Below are 14373 nucleotides of genomic sequence, written 5' to 3' on the forward strand. Positions count from 1 at the left end.
CCAACTATTCATTCGCTTGATGGGCATAAGATCGTCGTCGCAAGCCACAATGCCGGCAAATTGCGCGAATTCACCGATCTGATGGCGCCATTCGGCATAGAAGCGAAGTCCGCAAAGGAATACGGCTTGCCGGAGCCGGACGAGACTGGCACCACTTTCGAGCAGAACGCCTTCATAAAGGCCTTGGCCGCCGCCAAGGCAACTGGATTGCCGGCGCTGTCGGACGATTCCGGCCTGTGTGTCGATGCGCTCGACGGCGCACCCGGCGTCTACACCGCCAACTGGGCCGAGACGCCGGACGGCTCCCGCGACTTCGGCATGGCCATGCAGCGCACGGAAGTGGCCTTGCAAGAAGTTGGCGCGATCACGCCTGCCCAGCGCAAGGGCCGCTTTGTCGCGGTCATCTGCCTTGCCTTCCCTGATGGCCAGGCGGAATATTTTCGCGGTGAGGTCGAGGGCACGCTGGTATGGCCGCCGCGCGGCGAGCTCGGCTTCGGCTACGATCCGGTGTTCTTGCCCGATGGGTTCGAAAAGACCTTCGGCGAGATGAGCGCGGAGGAAAAGCATGGCTGGAAGCCCGGCCAGCCAACCGCATTGTCGCACCGTGCCCGTGCCTTCCAGAAATTCGCCCAAGCCCGATTGGCCGGCGCATGACCATGCTGCTCGACCGCAGCCCCGGTTTCGGCGTCTACGTCCACTGGCCATTCTGCGCGGCCAAATGCCCCTATTGCGACTTCAACAGCCATGTCCGCCACCAGCCGGTCGACCAGGAGCGTTTTGCCCGCGCCTTCGAGACCGAGCTGGCGACGATGCGCGGCCGCACCGGGCCGCGCGAGGTGACCAGTATCTTTCTTGGCGGCGGCACGCCATCGCTGATGAAGCCGCAGACCGTGGCGGCGGTGCTGGATGCAGTGGCGAAGAACTGGACGGTGCCCGGTGGCATCGAGGTGACGCTGGAGGCCAATCCCTCCTCGGTCGAGGCCGAGCGCTTTCGCGGCTATCGCGCGGCCGGCGTCAACCGGGTGTCGCTTGGCGTGCAGGCGCTGAACGACAAGGATCTGCGCTTCCTCGGCCGTTTGCACAATGTCGATGAGGCTCTGCATGCGATCAGCCTGGCGCGCGAGATATTCCCACGGCTGTCGTTCGACCTGATCTACGCGCGACCTGGTCAGACGCCGGAAGCGTGGCAGGCGGAGCTCGAGCAGGCGATCGGCCACGCCGCAGACCATCTGTCGCTCTATCAGCTGACCATCGAGGAAGGCACGCCGTTCCATGCACTGCATGCGGCAAGGAAATTCATCATTCCAGACAATGAGCTTGCCGCCGATCTCTACGCGTTGACACAGGAGATCACCGCCGCGCACGGACTGCCGGCCTACGAGATTTCCAACCACGCCAGGCCCGGCGCCGAAAGCCGGCACAATCTCACCTACTGGCGTTATGGCGAATATGTCGGCGTCGGTCCCGGCGCGCATGGCCGGTTCGTCGAAAATGGCCGCCGCGTGGTGACGATCGCCGAGAAAATGCCGGAGACCTGGGCCAATCTGGTCGAGGCCAAGGGCCATGGCGTTACCGGCGGCGAAATCCTGACGCGCTCGGAAGAGGCCGACGAGTTCCTGCTGATGGGGCTGAGGCTGGCGGAAGGCATCGACCTTTCCCGCTACGAGGCATTTTCAGGGCGCGGCCTGTCGACGGCACGGCTGTCGGTGCTGCAGGACGAAGGCCTGGTGGCACCGATCGGCAATGCCCGCCTGCGCGCCACGCCGGCCGGCATGATCGTGCTCGATGCGGTCGTGGCGGATTTGGCCAGATAGCACGTTGAAGAACGTTCTCTTCATCTGCAGCCAGAATCGCTTGCGCAGCCCGACGGCGGAGCAGGTGTTTTCCAAGCGGCGGGACATCGAGGTCGCTTCGGCCGGCACTAATCACGATGCCGACATTCCGTTGACGCATGAACTCGTCGCCTGGGCCGACATCATCTTCGTGATGGAAAAAACGCACCGCGCCAAACTGCAGCAGAAATTCAAGACAAGCCTGAAAAAGGCTCGAGTAATCTGCCTCGATATTCCCGACGACTATGCATTCATGGACCCGGCTCTGGTGGGCCTGCTGGAGGCGCGTGTCTCGAAGTATCTGGGTTGAATGATAGATCGCGGAGCATTCGCAACCGCGCTTCGAGAACTGTCTCGACCGATCGCTAAGGTTTGCGGGGTCAAGCCTCGTGCTTGTGGCGGTGTTTGGCGCGATCTTTTTCGCTGGTCTCTCCGGAACGGGCCGGCTTGATCTCGCTTTTGTCGCGTGAGGCATGGTGCTGGTCGTCTGTGGAATGTGACGCTGCGCCATCGCGGGCGCTTTTTGTTTCGAGGCGGGTGATGAAAATGTCGAAGCGATTGGGCATCGTCCGGTCAGTGCTCCGTCGTGCTGTCGGTTTCGGTTGCGGGCTTGCTCTCTGCCGATCTCTGACGCGCAAGCGGCTTCTTGGCTCTGCCATCTGCGGCTTCGGCAGGCAGGCTCTTGTCGCATGGCGCGGCGAAGCGTTTGCGGCCGGCATAGTAGGGTTCGAAAACGTCCTGTATGGTCAGGCTGTTCATCCTGCTCCTCCCGAGATCAGGTGTAAAATTCGCCGGCAACGGTTTCGTTCCCTACTATGGCGAAGGCATGGCGGCTGGTTCACGTCGGCATCCCTTTTGGAACCCGGGCCTTTGCAACCCAGGCTTTTGCAACCAAGCGTGAGCCGTGCCAAACAGGGTCGAACGGAGTTGTGCAGGTGACCGGCGAATCGGCCAAACGCAGTTATGTGGTCGGGCAGACCGAAATCGCCGCCCGGCCGCTCGAGCCGGCGCTCTACCTGGTGGCGACGCCTATCGGCAATCTCGCCGACATCACGCTGCGCGCGCTGGAAACGCTCGCCGCCGCCGATATCGTCGCTTGCGAGGACACACGTGTCAGCCGCGTGCTGCTCGACCGCTACGGCATCCGCCGCCGCACCACCGCCTACCACGAGCACAATGCCGGCGAGGCCGGACCGAAGCTGATCGCGGCGCTGCTGGCCGGCCAAAGCGTAGCGCTGATCTCGGATGCCGGCACGCCGCTCATCTCCGACCCCGGCTACCGGCTGGTCGGTGAGGCGCTGGAACGCGGCATTCGTGTCGTGCCGATCCCCGGCCCGTCAGCAGCACTTGCCGCTTTGACGGCATCCGGCCTGCCCTCGGACGCGTTTCTGTTTGCCGGCTTCCTGCCGGTGAAGACCGGGCAGCGGCTGACGCGGCTGGAAGCGCTGAAGGCGGTGCCGGCAACGTTGATCTTCTTCGAATCGCCGCGCCGGCTGGCCGAGACGCTCAGTGCCATGGTCGAGGTGCTGGGCGGTGCCCGCAAGGCGGCGATCGGCCGCGAGCTGACCAAGACTTTCGAGGAGATGCGGACCGGCACCCTGCAATCGCTCGCCGGCCATTATGCGGGAGCCGATACGCCCAAGGGTGAAATCGTCATCTGCGTCGGCCCGGCCGATGCGGTCGCTGATGAGCCAGAAGACATCGACCGGCTGCTGCTTTCGCTCGCCGCCGAAATGCCGGCCTCCAAGGCAGCGGCGGAAGCCGCCAAGATGACGGGTGGCCAGAAGCAGACGCTCTATCGTCGGCTGCTCGACCTCAAGAATGCTGGAAGAGACGGGGCCGGCGGAGACGGCGATGGCTGAACGGCCAAGCGCCAGCCGGCAAAAGGCCTACCGGCGCGGCTATCACGGCGAATGGCTGGCGGCGGCGGCGCTGATGCTGAAAGGCTACCGAATTCTTGCCCGCCGCCACCGCACCAGGTTCGGCGAGATCGACCTGATCGCGCGGCGTGGCGATCTGGTGCTGATCGTCGAGGTCAAGGCGCGCCGCACGCTGATGGAGGCAATGGAAGCCGTCGGTCGCGAATCGGAGCACCGCATCGAAGGCGCCGCCGATTTCTGGCTGTCGCGCCAATCCGACTACGGAAAATTATCGGTGCGCTTCGACATGGTGGCGGTGCTGCCGTGGCGTTGGCCGGTGCATGTCGAGAATGTGTTTTACGGGCGAAACTAGGCCATTCTCGAAGTGGGGCCGTTTTGCTGCGCCTGCGGTTCAGATCATGGTTTGCCGATCTGTCAAGCATCCGCCCAGCGCTGACCGGAACAAAAGCGTTCCTGCGTTGTTCCTCAATCGTCCTGATGTTCGACGGGCTGGTTCAAATGCCGGCCAGGGCAGTCCTCGTGACAGCTAGGCGAGGACAAAGGGATGGCGAGGCAAATGGATCCCGACGATCTCAACCCGGAACGGATCGTCACCGTGTTCGGCGGAACTGGCTTTCTCGGGCGCAGGATCGTGAAGCGACTCCTCGAAAGAGGTTTCACGGTGCGCGCCGCATCTCGCCATCCGGCTCGCGTGGCCCTGGTCTTCTCCTCGATTACGAGGATGCCCGAAGCAGTCGAGGCGGATATAACGGATGCGTCCTCGATCGGGTCGGCCATTACCGGATCGCGGGCGGTCGTGAATGCCGTCAGTCTTTACGTCGAGCAGGGCGTCCAGACCTTTGAACGCGTGCATGTAAAGGCCGCGGTCGATCTCGCTGCCGCGTCGCGCGACCGCGCGATCGACCAGTTCGTCCAGATTTCGGGGATCGGCTCCGATCCTCAATCGGATTCGAATTACATAAGGGCGCGTGGGCGCGGAGAAGGTGCCGTGGAAAGCGCATTTCCCGGCGCTTTCATTGTGCGTCCCGCCGTCATGACAGGACCTGACGACGCTTTCCTGACAACCATTGTGAGGCTGATACGCCTCCTGCCGGTCTATCCGCTGTTCGGCGATGGAGGCACACGGCTTCAGCCGGTCCATGTGGCAGACGTCGCAGAAGCAGTGAGCCGGCTGATCGACGGGCGAACCCACAAGGGTTCATCCATATTCGAATTCGGTGGCCCGCGCATCTACACCTATAAGGAACTGCTTCGGGAGATCGCCCGACAGCTCGGTACGCACGTCCAGCTGATGCCGGTGCCGTTTGCGGTATGGAACGCCTTGGCTGGCGTCGCGGAACTCCTCCCGGCTGCCCCCATAACGCGCAACCAGGTCGATCTCATGCGTCAGGACAATGTGGCAGCAATCGACGTGCCTGGCCTGAAGGAACTCGACATCGAGCCGCGGGGTATCGACGAGGTGATCCGTGCGATCGAACAGCGTCGTGGCACAGGCTCGCGGTCGTCTCCGCCTTAGGACGACCCCCTGATCCTGGCGGGAACCTATCGCCGCGCGACAGGTTGGTCGAGCTTGAAGCCAGTGAAAGAAGGAAAAGAACTATGGCCAGATGCGATCAATGCGGGAATGACTACGATAAGGCTTTCAACGTGACGATGGCCGACGAGACCTACACATTCGACAGCTTCGAATGCGCGGTCCAGAAACTTGCTCCGACGTGTCCGCATTGCGGATGCCGGATCATCGGACATGGCGTCGAACAGGATGACATCATCTACTGCTGCGCACATTGCGCCGCGGAAGAAGGCGCGAGCGCGCTGACCGATCGTGCGCCTTGACGCACCTCCTTTTGGCGTCTCCAGGTCGACCATTCCGAACGGCTGTGCCGGCTCGGTCCGCTAGGCAGCGTACGTCGTCTTGATCGCGCCAGAGCTGTCATGTTCTTGCAGTTCAAGAACCCGCGTTCGACGGCTGGTTTAGACGCCGTTCCGTGGCAAGTCGGCTCGCGCTTGGACAAGTCGCTCCACGACGGCCGCCGTCTCCTCTGGAATGGCCGGTATGGTGCCCGACTTCCGCGTCGATCCGAAATCGAGGCCGGCGAAAAAGAGACCTGGAACAGCGCCGACGCCATCCTCGTGGACGGGCTGGCCGGCTGCATCGAGCGCGCCGGGAAGCCGAACCCACGAGAAATCGCCGGTGAAGCCCGTGCACCAGATCACGGATCTGATGCCGCTCGCCGTCCAGTCGAGGGAGCGGATCGGAGGATCGGGCAAGCGCGGTTCAATCGTCTCGGCCGGATCGTCCTCGGCCAGTGGCGCATCGAGGCCGGCGCGCTCGATGTACTCGTCAACCAGGCGCTTCGCGCCCCAGGGCTCGGGGCCGTCGTAGGAATCACCGGGTAAGATGGAGCGGACGGTCGGCGAGTTCAGTCGAAACGAGTTCCATCGCTGCGTTCGCCACGTTTCGCCAATCCGGCCTCGATCGAGTACACGGTGGTTGCGGCCCTGCCGTTTCAAGAAGTAGCTGACGCCGAGACCCGCCGGACCGGCGCCAATAACGAGGGCGTCAAGAACTTCGCTCACGCATTCCCCCTGCCAACCATACGTCCACAAGATCGTATGGCTCGGCTTCGGGCAAGAATAGAGTTCCGGCTGGGATTGCGCTATCCGCGCCGGCTCACCCCCAGATTGCCAGCCCCGTCAGCCCGACGATGCCGACGACCAGCCGCCACCAGCCGAACAGCGCGTAGCCATGGCGCGAGACGTAGTCGAGCAGGAAGCGCACGACGATTAGCGCGGTGACGAAGGCGGCAACGAAGCCGACCGTGATGATGGGCAAGTCGGCGCTGCTTAGCACATTGCGGTTCTTGAACAGGTCGAAGGCGAAGGCGCCGACCATCGTCGGGATGGCAAGGAAGAAAGAGAATTCCGCCGCCGCCCGCTTGTCGACGCCGAGCAGCAGCGCGCCGACGATGGTCGAGCCCGAACGCGACGTGCCGGGGATTAGCGACAAGCACTGGAACAGCCCGATCTGCAGATAAAGCCTGGTCGGAAACCGCTCGACATCGTGGTAATACGGCTTCGGCGTCATGCGATCGACCAGCAGTAGGATGACACCGCCGATGATCAGCATGATGCAGATCAGCCGCGGCGATTCGAACAGCACCGTCTTGATGAAGTCATGCGCCAGTGCGCCGATAATGGCCGCCGGCAGGAATGCGATGAGAATGCCAAGGACGAAATGCCGCGTCAGCCGATCGTAGGGCAGCTCGAGCAGCATCTTCCAGAGACGGCGGAAATAGACGCTGAGGATCGCCAATATGGCGCCGAGCTGGATCAGGATCTCGAAGGCCTTGCCGGTCGAATGAAAGCCGAGGAAATGGCCGGCGAGCAGGATATGACCGGTCGAAGACACCGGAATAAACTCGGTCAGGCCCTCGAGCATGCCGAGCAGCAGCGCTTCGACTACGGTTTGGCTTTCCATGGCAACCTCGGCGTTGGAGGGCGGGCTTGAGAAAACGGTTTGCTTGTCACGGCGCGGAACTCCCCCTATAGGTCGCAGCACCCTGACAGCCCCTGAATCGGGCGGCCAAGACTTACCGGCGCAGCCGGCGATTTGCCAGTGCGCTCTATTATCGCGGGACCATGCTGACGCTTTTCCACCATCCGATGTTCGCCAGCTGCCGCTTCGTCCGCCTCGCCTTTGGCGAGTATGCCGAGGAACTGGCGCTGATCGAAGAAAAGCCGTGGACGCGGCGCAAGGAGTTCCTGGCACTGAACCCGGCCGGCACGCTGCCGATCCTGCTTGCCGAGGGCGACGTGCCGATCGTCGGCGCGATGGTCATCGCCGAATATCTCGACGAGACGCGCGGCGTACTCAAGCGCGACAAGCGGCTGTTCGCCGAGGATCCGATGGAGCGCGCCGAAATCCGCCGGCTGACCGACTGGTACCTCAACAAGGCGGAAAGCGAGGTTACCCGGCATCTGGTGCGCGAGCGCGTCCTGAAGCCGGTCATGCCAGAAACGGCAGGCGGCGGGTCGCCCGATTCGGCGGCGATCCGCGCCGCCCGCGCCAATATTCGCCAGCATATGAAATACACCAACTGGCTGGCCGGCACCCGTCATTGGCTGGCCGGCAACAAGGTCACCTATGCCGATCTCGCGGCGGCGGCGGCACTGTCGGTGCTCGACTATCTCGGCGAGATCGACTGGCGCGAACACAGCGCCGCGCGCGAATGGTATACAAGGGTGAAATCACGGCCTTCGTTCCGGCCGCTTCTGTCCGACCGGGTGCGCGGCCTGTCGCCGGTGTCACATTATGCGGATCTCGATTTCTGATACGGCAAAGCTGCGCGCGCTCATCGACCGCGAGGCGCGGAACGCCGGCTTCGACGCCGTTGCCGTCACCACGCCCGATGCGATCCCGCAGGCGCCGGAGCGGCTGGCCGAATTCGTTATTGACGGCTTTCACGGCTCGATGGGCTGGATTGCCGAAACGCTCGAGCGGCGAGGCAAACCGAGGACGCTTTGGCCAGAGGTCCGCTCGATCGTCGTGCTGGCGATGAATTACGGCCCCGACCACGATCCGCGCGAGGTGCTGGCGAAGCGCGACCGCGGCGCGATCTCGGCCTATGCGCAGAACCGCGACTATCATGACGTGATGAAAGGCCGGCTGAAGGAGATCGCCGGCAAGATCGTGGCGCGCGCCGGTGGTGACGTGAAAGTGTTTGTCGACACCGCACCGGTGATGGAAAAGCCGCTGGCCGAGGCGGCCGGCCTCGGCTGGCAAGGCAAGCACACCAACCTGGTTAGCCGCGCGCATGGCTCCTGGCTGTTCCTCGGCACCATCTTCACGACGGCCGAGCTGGTGCCGGACGCGCCTGAGAACGATCATTGCGGCTCCTGCCGGGCCTGCCTCGACGCCTGCCCGACCGACGCCTTTCCGGCGCCTTACCGGCTCGATGCGCGGCGCTGCATTTCATACCTCACCATCGAGAACAAAGGACCGATCCCGCATGAGTTTCGGGAAAAGATCGGCAATCGCATCTATGGCTGCGACGACTGCCTGGCCGCCTGCCCGTGGAACAAGTTCGCCCAAGCCGCTTCGGAGGCAAGGCTTGCCGCCCGCCCGGACTTGCGCGAACCGCCGATCGCCGAGCTGCTGCGTCTCGACGACACTGTCTTCCGAACGCTTTTTTCGGGCTCGCCGATCAAGCGCATCGGCCGCGACCGTTTTATCCGCAACGTGCTGATAGCGGCCGGCAATTCCCAGGACTTGTCGCTGGCCGGCGCCGTTCGCGCGCTGCTCGACGACGCCTCGCCCCTGGTTCGCGGAGCCGCAGTATGGGCGCTGTCGCGGCTGGTGCCGGGTCGGGAGTTTGCCGAACGTGCCGCAGCCGCTTTGCAGGCAGAAGATGACGAGGCGGTGAGAGGCGAATGGCTTCTGGCCCTGCCAAAGCCGATCGAGGCGCATACATGACAAAAAAGCAGATTTTCGTCTTCGGCGCCGGTTATTCGGGCAAGGCCTTCGCCCGCGCCAACAGGGATGCCGACACAACGATCTTCGGTACAACACGGTCGCTGGAAAAATTCCCGGCGCTGCGGCAAGCCGGTATCGTGCCGCTGCGTTTCGATGGCACGCTGACCTCCGAAATCGGCGATGCCCTTGGGAAGACAACCCATCTCGTCGTCTCGGTCGCGCCGGACAGGGCCGGCGACCCGGTGCTGGGCGCGGCCCGCGAGGAGATCGCGGCCAACATGCCGGAGCTCGGATGGATCGCCTATCTCTCCACCGTCGGCGTCTATGGCGACCATGGCGGCAATTGGGTGGACGAGGCCGCCGAATGCCGGCCAGTATCGAAACGATCAGCGATGAGGGTTGCCGCCGAGCAGGATTGGCTGAAACTGGGCCACGACGTCGGCCGACCGGTGGCGATCCTGCGACTTTCCGGCATTTATGGGCCAGGACGTAACGCAATGGTCAATCTGGAAAACGGCACCGCCCGGCGGTTGGTCAAGCCGGGCCAGGTGTTCAACCGCATCCATTGCGACGACATTGCCGGCGCGCTCTGGCATCTGGCCGAAGGCAATCGCGGCGGCATCTTCAACATCACCGACGACCTGCCGGCGCCGCCGCAGGACGTCGTCGCCTATGCCGCCCAATTGATGGGCATCGAGCCGCCGCCCGAAATTCCGTTCGAGACCGCCCAGCTTTCGCCCATGGCGCGGTCTTTCTATGGCGAGAACAAGCGTGTCGCCAACGCGGCAATCAAGGCGGCCGGTTATGGCTTTCGCTTTCCCGACTATCGCTCGGCGCTCGATGCCATGTGGGCGAGCGGCGACTGGCGCGACGGCGAGGCGCGCAGCCCGATGAAACGGTCCTGATCGATACGTTGCGCGGGCTATGGTATGATGCGGTTCAAATCGCGGAGGGGTCCAGCTTGGGGAAAATGTTGAAGCGAGCCTTGCCCGGCAAAACGCTGCCGCTGACGGCAGCACTGGCCGTCGCCAGCTTGGCGGCGCTTGCAACGCAGCCAGGGAGTGCCGAGCAACGGGCAAAGGACCTGTTCGGCGCCAAAAAGCTGCCGGCACTCGCAGCAGCGCAATCGATCGGCTTCTATTCCAAAGGCTGTTTTTCCGGCGGCGTCGCCCTGCCCCTGGACGGCCGGCACTGGGAGGTGATGCGACCGTCGCGCAATCGCCGCTGGGGCCATCCGGCAATGATCGCGCTGATCGAGAAGCTGTCGCGCGATGCCGCCGCCGATGGCTGGCCGGGCCTGTTGATCGGCGACATCTCGCAACCGCGCGGCGGTCCGATGCTGACCGGCCATGCCTCGCACCAGATCGGCCTCGACGCCGACATCTGGCTGACGCCGATGCCCGACCGCAAGCTCTCGGCCGAAGAGCGCGAAAACATCAGCGCTACCTTGATGGTCGACGAAAAGACCCATCTGGTGAAGGACGGGCTGTGGACGCCGATGCATACGCGGCTGTTGAGGCGCGCCGCGAGCTATCCCGAAGTCGAGCGCATCCTGGTCAATCCCGGGATCAAGAAGAAGCTCTGCGACACGGTCAAAGGCGACCGTAGCTGGTTGCGCAAGGTCAGGCCGTTCTGGGGCCACGACTACCACTTCCACATTCGCATCGGCTGCCAGCCTGGGTCACCCGACTGCAAGGCGCAGGAAGCGACGGCGCCGGGCGATGGCTGCGACCAGGCGCTGGCCTGGTGGTTCACCGAGGAGCCGTGGCGTCCCAACAAGAACCCGGCCAAGCCGAAGGCACGCGACGTGATGACGATGGCGAACCTGCCCAGGCAATGCCAGTTCGTGCTCGACGCGCCGGCTCCGCCCTCGGCGGAAGCAGTCACCTACTATGGCGACGGCGTGCCGGTTGCGGCCGCACCCGCTCCCGCGGCAGAGCCTTCGCCGCCGCCGACGCTCGCAGCCGGCGCGGCAGCGCTTCCGGCCTCGGCGAACGCCTTTATGGCGACGCCCGAGTTCGGCATTCCGCTGCCGCGGCCACGACCGGGGCACTGATGCGGGCAGCGTGTTCGCTGTCTGCATCCGTGCATCTCCACTTCGAAAACCGATTTCCCTTTTTGCGGTCATGCGCTAGTCAACGAGAGAACGGCGATACGCGTCGGGAACGGACGAGAGCATGCCAGGCGTAAGCGACGACGACACTCTGTTGCGATTTCCGATCCTGATCGGCGACATAGGCGGCACCAATGCGCGCTTCTCGATCGTACTTGACGCGAATTCCGAGGCCGGCGAGCCGACCATCGTTCAAACCGCCAACTTCAATACGATCGACGAGGCGATCCAGTCGGCCGTGCTCGACCGTTCGTCGGTCCGGCCGAATTCAGCTGTGCTGGCGGTGGCCGGCCCTGTCGAGAGTGACGAGATCCCCCTCACCAATTGCCCATGGATCGTCAAGCCGAGACAGATGTTCGCCAGTCTCGGTCTCGGCGACGTCGTGGTGCTCAACGACTTCGAGGCGCAGGCGCTGGCTGTCGTCGCGCTCGGCGAAGAGCACATGGAAAAGATCGGCGGCGACGAGCCGGAACCGAATTCCGGGCGGGTGGTGCTCGGCCCGGGAACCGGGCTCGGCGTCGCCGGGCTGGTTTATGCGCTGCATCACTGGATACCGGTGCCCGGCGAGGGTGGCCATATGGATATCGGGCCGCGCTCGTCGCGTGATTTCGAGGTGTTTCCGCATATCGAGAAGCTCGAGGGTCGCATCTCCGGCGAACAGATCCTCTCAGGACGCGGCCTGGTAAACGCCTACCGGGCGGTGGCCAAAGCGGACGGCAAGCCGTCGCCCTTCACCACGCCTGCCGAGATCACCGCCGCGGCGCTGGCAAGGAACGATCCCGTGGCCGAAGAGGCGCTGTCGATCTTCGTCACCTGCCTGGGGCGCACCGCCGGCGACCTCGCTCTGGTGTTCATGAGCCGCGGGGGTGTTTTCCTCACCGGCGGCATCGCGCAAAAAATCCTGCCGGCGCTTCGGACCGGCAGTTTCCGCGCTGCCTTCGAGGACAAGGCGCCGCACAGCGCCCTGATGCGCAGCATGCCGGTCTACGTCATCACCCATCCGCTGGCAGCGCTTTTAGGGCTGGCCGCCTATGCCAGAAATCCGTCGCTGTTCGGCGTGCAGACGGCGGGGCGACGCTGGCGGGTTTAGGACACAAGCCGCGCGCGACGAAGTTTCGCCGTCCCCGGCCATAGGCAAGCCGCCATTGGGGCGTTAAGAGGTTGCCGAATTGCAGCCCGGCCGAACCGAAACCACAAAGCGCTCAAACGTGACACTTCCAGCACCAACCAAAGGGAAAGTCCGTCCCAGCGAGATCGTGGCTGTTATCCGCCGCATCATCGCCGAGAACAGCGGCGATTATCGCTGGTACTATGCTCTTGCCGTGCTGTGCCTGGTGACGATCGCGGCGACGACCGCCTTCACAGCGTGGATCATGAAGGATGTCATCGATCAGATCTTCTACCAACGGCGCGGCGATCTTATCGCGCTGATCAGCGTGTCGATCCTGGCCGCCTTCATGCTGCGCGGGCTGGCCAGCTACGGCCAGGCAGTGACGCTGGCCAAAATCGGCAACAATCTGGTAGCGCGCTATCAACGCCGCATCTTCGACCACCTGATGAAGCTCGGCGTCGGCTTCTTCAACGACACCCGCTCGGGCCGGCTCGCCGCGCAGATCAACGAGAACGTCAACGGCATCCGCGATCTCCTGTCGATGACGCTGACATCGCTGGCGCGCGATGCGGTATCGCTTGTCGCGCTGGTCGGCGTCATGATCTGGCAGGACCCGATGCTCTCCGCGATGTCGCTGCTGATCGGCCCGCCTTTGATCTACAGTGTCACCTATCTGATGCGCCGGGTGCGTCGCATCACCCGTGAATCGGTGCAGATCAACTCGCGGCTGATCGGCGCCATGCAGGAAGCAACGCAAGGCATCGCCATCGTCAAGGCCTTCACCCTGGAAGAAGAGCTGTCGCGCCGCATCGGCGGCCTCGTCGCCGGCGCCGAGCAGCGGGCAAACAAGATCGCCCGCGTCTCGGAACGGCTGACGCCGATCTCCGAAATGCTGGCCGGCTTCGCCGTAGCCGGCGTCATCGCCTATTCCGGCTACCGGGCGACCGTCGGCGGCCAGCCGCCGGGCGCGGTGTTTGCCTTCATCACCGCCCTGCTGCTTGCCTATGACCCCGCCAGGCGGCTGGCGCGCATGCAGGTCGGCATGGAAAAGTCGCTGGTCAATGCGCGCATGATCTACGAGCTTCTCGACCTCGAGCCGCAGCAGGGTGACGTGCCGGGAGCCGCCGAGGCGAAATTCACCTCTGGCGAAGTGCGCTTCAACAACGTGTCCTTTCGCTATGTCGAAGAAGCGCCGGTCCTGCAGGATTTGAGCTTTGTCGCCGCCGCCGGCAAGGTGACCGCCATCGTCGGCGCCTCGGGCGCCGGCAAGACGACGCTAGTTGCGCTGCTGCAGCGCTTCTACGACGTCGAGTCGGGCAGCATCGAAATCGACGGTCAGGACATTTCAAAGGTCACCAAGCATTCGCTGCGCGGCTCGATCGCTTATGTTTCGCAGCAGCCCTATCTGTTCGAAGGCACCATCCGCGACAACATCCGCTACGGACGTCTGAGCGCCACCGACGCCGAGATTGAACGCGCCGCGCAACAGGCCGCGGCCGACGATTTCATCCGCCAGCAGCCGCAAGGCTACGACACACCGGTCGGCGAGAACGGCGTGACGCTGTCGGGCGGCCAGCGCCAGCGTGTATCAATTGCACGCGCCATCGTTCGGCAGGCGCCGATTCTGCTGCTCGATGAAGCCACCTCGGCGCTCGACAACGAGGCCGAGGCCCGCGTCCAGGAAGCGCTGACCCATGTCATGGAAGGGCGCACCACCATCGTCATCGCGCACCGGCTGTCGACGGTGGTCAATGCCGACCATATTATCGTGCTGGAGCAGGGCCGGCTGGTCGAACAGGGCACGCATGCCTCGTTGATGGCCGACCCGCACAGCGTCTATGCGCGGTTCCACCGGGTGCAGGGCAGGAAAGGGCTGGGGCTTGTCGATGACGCCAAGCCAATCCAGACTGCGGCGCAAAATGGTCACGCGAAACAGGCGGCCGGGAGACATTCATGAGCGA

17 protein-coding genes are annotated in these 14373 nt (G+C 63.9%); 13 read left to right on the top strand and 4 right to left on the bottom strand.

The window, feature by feature from the left end:
• The first annotated feature begins 6 nt into the window (after positions 1–6).
• The 3 genes from rdgB to NKJ12_RS02395 are packed head-to-tail and all read left to right on the top strand — an operon-like array spanning position 7 to position 2142.
• Entirely contained in the window at positions 7–654 is a 648-nt protein-coding gene (gene rdgB / locus NKJ12_RS02385) for an RdgB/HAM1 family non-canonical purine NTP pyrophosphatase (protein WP_352509499.1), read from the top strand.
• Positions 651–1814, top strand: coding sequence for a radical SAM family heme chaperone HemW (gene hemW, locus NKJ12_RS02390; RefSeq protein WP_352509494.1), 1164 nt, complete (start codon positions 651–653; stop codon positions 1812–1814). The genes rdgB and hemW overlap by 4 nt, the downstream gene beginning before the upstream one ends.
• 4 nt (positions 1815–1818) lie before the next feature.
• The gene (locus tag NKJ12_RS02395) at positions 1819–2142 is read left to right on the top strand and encodes a low molecular weight protein tyrosine phosphatase family protein (protein ID WP_023678977.1); all 324 of its coding nucleotides are present in this window, start codon (positions 1819–1821) and stop codon (positions 2140–2142) included.
• Between the two features lie 70 nt (positions 2143–2212).
• Here NKJ12_RS02395 and NKJ12_RS02400 read toward each other — a convergent pair whose 3' ends face one another.
• Together NKJ12_RS02400 and NKJ12_RS02405 are read right to left on the bottom strand one after the other, a co-directional pair.
• A complete protein-coding gene (locus tag NKJ12_RS02400) occupies positions 2213–2398 on the bottom strand; it encodes a hypothetical protein (RefSeq protein ID WP_023678976.1) in 186 nt (61 codons plus the stop codon).
• A gap of 7 nt (positions 2399–2405) precedes the next feature.
• On the bottom strand, positions 2406–2591 hold the full coding sequence (locus NKJ12_RS02405) for a hypothetical protein (protein WP_352509495.1): 186 nt from the start codon (positions 2589–2591) through the stop codon (positions 2406–2408).
• A 176-nt stretch (positions 2592–2767) separates the two neighbouring features.
• Between NKJ12_RS02405 and rsmI the strand changes: the two genes are divergently transcribed.
• The 4 genes from rsmI to NKJ12_RS02425 all read left to right on the top strand — a co-directional run bounded on the left by rsmI (position 2768) and on the right by NKJ12_RS02425 (position 5548).
• Complete coding sequence (gene rsmI, locus NKJ12_RS02410; protein WP_352701138.1) at positions 2768–3694, top strand: 16S rRNA (cytidine(1402)-2'-O)-methyltransferase; 927 nt, start codon at positions 2768–2770, stop codon at positions 3692–3694.
• Positions 3687–4064: a YraN family protein gene (locus NKJ12_RS02415; protein WP_352509712.1), complete on the top strand. Its 378-nt coding sequence runs from the start codon at positions 3687–3689 to the stop codon at positions 4062–4064. The genes rsmI and NKJ12_RS02415 overlap by 8 nt, the downstream gene beginning before the upstream one ends.
• Positions 4065–4256: 192 nt before the next feature.
• The gene (locus NKJ12_RS02420; protein WP_352509713.1) at positions 4257–5228 is read left to right on the top strand and encodes a complex I NDUFA9 subunit family protein; all 972 of its coding nucleotides are present in this window, start codon (positions 4257–4259) and stop codon (positions 5226–5228) included.
• A gap of 83 nt (positions 5229–5311) precedes the next feature.
• Positions 5312–5548, top strand: coding sequence for a metallothionein (locus NKJ12_RS02425; RefSeq protein WP_254817997.1), 237 nt, complete (start codon positions 5312–5314; stop codon positions 5546–5548).
• A 138-nt stretch (positions 5549–5686) separates the two neighbouring features.
• On the opposite strand, the gene NKJ12_RS02430 is transcribed toward NKJ12_RS02425, so the two are convergent.
• Entirely contained in the window at positions 5687–6292 is a 606-nt protein-coding gene (locus NKJ12_RS02430) for an NAD(P)-binding protein (RefSeq protein WP_352701139.1), read from the bottom strand.
• A 94-nt stretch (positions 6293–6386) separates the two neighbouring features.
• Positions 6387–7193 (bottom strand): undecaprenyl-diphosphate phosphatase, encoded by an 807-nt coding sequence (locus NKJ12_RS02435; protein WP_352689800.1) that lies wholly within the window; start codon positions 7191–7193, stop codon positions 6387–6389.
• A 161-nt stretch (positions 7194–7354) separates the two neighbouring features.
• On the opposite strand from NKJ12_RS02435, the gene NKJ12_RS02440 reads away from it, so the two are divergent.
• The 6 genes from NKJ12_RS02440 (at position 7355) to NKJ12_RS02465 (ending at position 14369) form a co-directional block, all read left to right on the top strand.
• A complete protein-coding gene (locus tag NKJ12_RS02440; protein ID WP_254817994.1) occupies positions 7355–8047 on the top strand; it encodes a glutathione S-transferase family protein in 693 nt (230 codons plus the stop codon).
• Positions 8028–9188 carry a tRNA epoxyqueuosine(34) reductase QueG gene (queG, locus tag NKJ12_RS02445; RefSeq protein ID WP_352701140.1) on the top strand — a complete coding sequence of 387 codons (1161 nt, stop codon included), beginning with the start codon at positions 8028–8030 and terminating at the stop codon, positions 9186–9188. The genes NKJ12_RS02440 and queG overlap by 20 nt, the downstream gene beginning before the upstream one ends.
• Positions 9185–10093, top strand: a complete 909-nt coding sequence (locus tag NKJ12_RS02450) for an SDR family oxidoreductase (protein ID WP_352701141.1) — start codon at positions 9185–9187, stop codon at positions 10091–10093. The genes queG and NKJ12_RS02450 overlap by 4 nt, the downstream gene beginning before the upstream one ends.
• Positions 10094–10158: 65 nt before the next feature.
• Positions 10159–11244, top strand: coding sequence for a penicillin-insensitive murein endopeptidase (gene mepA, locus NKJ12_RS02455; protein WP_352701142.1), 1086 nt, complete (start codon positions 10159–10161; stop codon positions 11242–11244).
• Positions 11245–11365: 121 nt separating this feature from the next.
• Positions 11366–12391, top strand: coding sequence for a glucokinase (locus NKJ12_RS02460; RefSeq protein ID WP_352648486.1), 1026 nt, complete (start codon positions 11366–11368; stop codon positions 12389–12391).
• Between the two features lie 118 nt (positions 12392–12509).
• Complete coding sequence (locus tag NKJ12_RS02465) at positions 12510–14369, top strand: ABC transporter ATP-binding protein (protein ID WP_352701143.1); 1860 nt, start codon at positions 12510–12512, stop codon at positions 14367–14369.
• The last annotated feature ends 4 nt before the right edge of the window (positions 14370–14373 follow it).

The sequence above is a fragment of the Mesorhizobium sp. M0195 genome (genome assembly GCF_040322115.1).
Taxonomy (GTDB): Bacteria; Pseudomonadota; Alphaproteobacteria; order Rhizobiales; family Rhizobiaceae; genus Mesorhizobium.

What these genes read in the sequence shown, in the direction of transcription:
- queG (WP_352701140.1), top strand. Translation starts at nt 8,028, where the DNA reads ATGCGGATCTCGATTTCTGATACGGCAAAGCTGCGCGCGCTCATCGAC.
- NKJ12_RS02440 (WP_254817994.1), top strand. Translation starts at nt 7,355, where the DNA reads ATGCTGACGCTTTTCCACCATCCGATGTTCGCCAGCTGCCGCTTCGTC.
- NKJ12_RS02435 (WP_352689800.1), bottom strand. Translation starts at nt 7,193, where the DNA reads ATGGAAAGCCAAACCGTAGTCGAAGCGCTGCTGCTCGGCATGCTCGAG.
- mepA (WP_352701142.1), top strand. Translation starts at nt 10,159, where the DNA reads ATGTTGAAGCGAGCCTTGCCCGGCAAAACGCTGCCGCTGACGGCAGCA.
- NKJ12_RS02425 (WP_254817997.1), top strand. Translation starts at nt 5,312, where the DNA reads ATGGCCAGATGCGATCAATGCGGGAATGACTACGATAAGGCTTTCAAC.
- NKJ12_RS02405 (WP_352509495.1), bottom strand. Translation starts at nt 2,591, where the DNA reads ATGAACAGCCTGACCATACAGGACGTTTTCGAACCCTACTATGCCGGC.
- NKJ12_RS02460 (WP_352648486.1), top strand. Translation starts at nt 11,366, where the DNA reads ATGCCAGGCGTAAGCGACGACGACACTCTGTTGCGATTTCCGATCCTG.
- NKJ12_RS02450 (WP_352701141.1), top strand. Translation starts at nt 9,185, where the DNA reads ATGACAAAAAAGCAGATTTTCGTCTTCGGCGCCGGTTATTCGGGCAAG.
- NKJ12_RS02415 (WP_352509712.1), top strand. Translation starts at nt 3,687, where the DNA reads ATGGCTGAACGGCCAAGCGCCAGCCGGCAAAAGGCCTACCGGCGCGGC.
- NKJ12_RS02400 (WP_023678976.1), bottom strand. Translation starts at nt 2,398, where the DNA reads ATGCCCAATCGCTTCGACATTTTCATCACCCGCCTCGAAACAAAAAGC.
- NKJ12_RS02420 (WP_352509713.1), top strand. Translation starts at nt 4,257, where the DNA reads ATGGCGAGGCAAATGGATCCCGACGATCTCAACCCGGAACGGATCGTC.
- hemW (WP_352509494.1), top strand. Translation starts at nt 651, where the DNA reads ATGACCATGCTGCTCGACCGCAGCCCCGGTTTCGGCGTCTACGTCCAC.